This is a genomic window from Gemmatimonas sp. (genome assembly GCF_044345575.1).
Classification (GTDB): domain Bacteria; phylum Gemmatimonadota; class Gemmatimonadetes; order Gemmatimonadales; family Gemmatimonadaceae; genus Gemmatimonas.
This window is the reverse complement of sequence record NZ_JBIJAW010000408.1, coordinates 1-2,798: the sequence shown is the minus strand read 5'-3', so window position 1 is coordinate 2,798 and position 2,798 is coordinate 1. Positions and strand designations below refer to the sequence as shown.

The 2,798-nt window shown below is 66.1% G+C and carries 2 protein-coding genes; one reads left to right on the top strand and one right to left on the bottom strand.

What is annotated here, in order from left to right; all coding sequences use genetic code 11:
* The first annotated feature begins 363 nt into the window (after nt 1-363).
* Nucleotides 364-1,137 carry a VOC family protein gene (locus tag ACIQ6O_RS15915; protein WP_396208753.1) on the top strand — a complete coding sequence of 258 codons (774 nt, stop codon included), beginning with the start codon at nt 364-366 and terminating at the stop codon, nt 1,135-1,137.
* 62 nt (nt 1,138-1,199) lie between these two features.
* Here the strand turns inward: ACIQ6O_RS15915 and argG are convergent, their stop codons facing one another.
* Complete coding sequence (argG, locus tag ACIQ6O_RS15910) at nt 1,200-2,534, bottom strand: argininosuccinate synthase (RefSeq protein ID WP_396208752.1); 1,335 nt, start codon at nt 2,532-2,534, stop codon at nt 1,200-1,202.
* Nucleotides 2,535-2,798 lie beyond the last annotated feature (264 nt).

Sequence of the window (2,798 nt, the reverse complement as noted above, 5' to 3'; positions counted from 1 at the left end):
ACTGCGGGAGGAGGAGAGGAAGGAAGAGGAATACACGTTCCGGTGGGGCATCGCGCAACTGGGAATGCGGGGCACGGGTGGCCGGCTCGGCCGCGACCAGCACCTCGGTGAACGACTGACGGCATGCCCGTTCAGGGTTGGGGGTCGTGCGTGGAGGGTTGTGAGTGGGCGCAACACCCACCCATAACCCTGAACGGTCCACCCTGGACCCTGAACGGGGATGCCGTCAGTCGGCCACGCGATCCCGCCCCCCTGCCATCCCGCCCCCGTGCCCCTCGCCCCAACCGGGCTCATCCGAAGCAACCGCCCACCCCCGCCCGTACTCCATAGCAGACCAACCCTTCATCCCCACCCAGCCCTCCCATGCCGCTCATCGACGCGCCCCTCGTAAACCGCCCCTGCTGGTTCGATCTCTCCACCTCCGACCTCACCGCGGCCAAGGCGCAGTACGGAGAGCTCTTCGGCTGGAGCTACATGGATGGCGGCCCTGCGCTCGGGCACTACACCATGGCGTTCAACCCGGCGGGCCGCGCCACCGCGGCGCTCGCCCCCAAGATGCCGGGCCAGGAACAGATGCCCACCGTGTGGACGGTGTACTGGGGCACGGACGACATCACCGCCGCGGCAGCGCGGGTCGTCGCACACGGCGGGTCAATGATGGTGCCGCCCATGCACATCCCCGGTAACGGGCACATGGCCATCGCGATCGATCCGGACGGCGCCGTGTTCGGGCTCTGGCAGGCTGACCCGTTCGGTGGCGCCCAGGTTGAAGGTGAGCACGGGGCGATGTGCTGGAGCGAAGTGAACTGCCGCGACGGCGCCAAGAACGGCGCCTTCTATGCGGCCGTCTTCGATCTCGACCTGCACAAGCTGGACATGCCCGGCGTGGTGTACCACACCCTCCATCCTAAGGACGGCGGCGAAGCCGTGTGCGGCGTGCTCCAGATGGACGCGCAGTGGGAGGGAATTCCCCCCAACTGGATGCCGTACTTCGCCGTGGCTGACCTCGATCAGGCCAACGCCGTGTGGGCCAAACATGGCGGCAAGACGGTGGCCGGTCCGATCCCCTCCGCGCACGGACGGATCATGATCGTGCAGGATCCGCAGGGGGCGTATCTGTCGTACATGGCGTCCTAAACGAAACGGGGCGGTCTCCGCAGGAGACCGCCCCGTTGTTCATCAAGCCCTCAATCAAGCCCTCAATCCGCGCCCGCCGGCAGCTGCGGCACGCCGTTCGCTGCGTTGCTCTGCAGCAGCCCGGTGCTGGTGTAAATCGCCAGCTTGTCGCGCGTGTCGATGATGTCGAGGTTGCGCATCGTGAGCTGCCCGATGCGATCGAGCGGCGAGAAGTACTCCTGCCCCTTCTCCATCGTGAGCCGCTCGGGCTTGTACGTGAGGTTCGGGCTCGACGTGTCCATGATGCTATAGTCGTTGCCACGACGCAGCTCGATGGTCACTTCACCCGTTACCGCACGCGCCACCCAGCGCTGCGCGCTCTCACGCAGCATGAGGCTCTGCGGGTCGAGCCAGCGCCCCTGATACAACAGGCGACCGAGCTTGCGGCCGTTGATGCGGTACTGCTCGATGGTGTCTTCGTTGTGGATGCCCGTCACCAGGCGCTCGTACGCGATGAACAGCAGCGCGAGCCCCGGCGCTTCGTAGATGCCACGGCTCTTCGCCTCGATGATGCGGTTCTCGATCTGGTCGGTCATGCCAAGGCCGTGGCGACCGCCGATCACGTTCGCCTCGGTGAAGAGATCGAGCGCGCTCGCGAACTCCTGGCCGTTGATCGCCACGGGATAGCCTTCCTCGAAGCGGATCGTCACGGTCTCCCGCTCGATCTTCACCTCGTCCTTCCAGAACGCCACGCCCATGATGGGCTGCACGATGTGCATGCCCTTGTTGAGGAACTCGAGGTCCTTCGCTTCGTGCGTGGCGCCAAGAATGTTCGAATCGGTGGAGTACGCCTTCTCCACGCTCATCTTGTATTCGAAGCCGCTCTTGATGAGGTACTCCGCCATCTCCGTGCGGCCACCGAGTTCATCGATGAACTGCTGGTCGAGCCACGGCTTGTACACGCGCAGGTGCGGATTGGTGAGCAACCCGTAGCGGTAGAACCGCTCGATGTCGTTGCCCTTGAAGGTGCTGCCGTCGCCCCAGATGTTCACGTCATCGTCGCGCATCGCGGCCACGAGCATCGTACCTGTCACCGCGCGACCCAACGGCGTGGTGTTGAAGTACGTCTGCCCGGCGGTGCTGATGTGGAACGCGCCGCACTGCAGCGCGGCAAGCCCTTCGGCCACCAGCTGCGAGCGGCACTCGATGAGCCGTGCCTTCTCCGCCCCGTACGCCATCGCCTTGCGCGGGATCTCCTCGTAGTCCGATTCGTCGGGCTGGCCGAGGTTGGCGGTGTAGGCAAAGGGCACGGCGCCCTTTTCGCGCATCCAGTGGAGCGCGGCGCTGGTATCGAGGCCGCCGGAGAAGGCGATGCCGACCTTTTCGCCGACGGGAAGACGCTGGAGGATGTTGGCCACGGAAAGACTCGGGAGACGGTGATGGGCGCCCACCTGGCACCCCTCGGGTACAGCCTCGAAATCTATCCGAACCGGGCCCGCAGCGCGCCGGTGGAACGGACGGGCGTGGACGAGCCATTCGCATCGGGAACCGTGCCGTCCCCTCGTTCCCCGTGGCCCCGTGCTCGTGCGTCGTCGTTCCCTCATGGCCGCCCTGATCGTCCTGCTCGCCGGCGGTGCGGCCCTGCTCTACACGCCCGACCTCGCGCGCGTCGACGTGGAATC

Coding starts and splice junctions, on each gene's coding strand:
- ACIQ6O_RS15915 (WP_396208753.1), top strand. CDS start 364: ATGCCGCTCATCGACGCGCCCCTCGTAAACCGCCCCTGCTGGTTCGAT.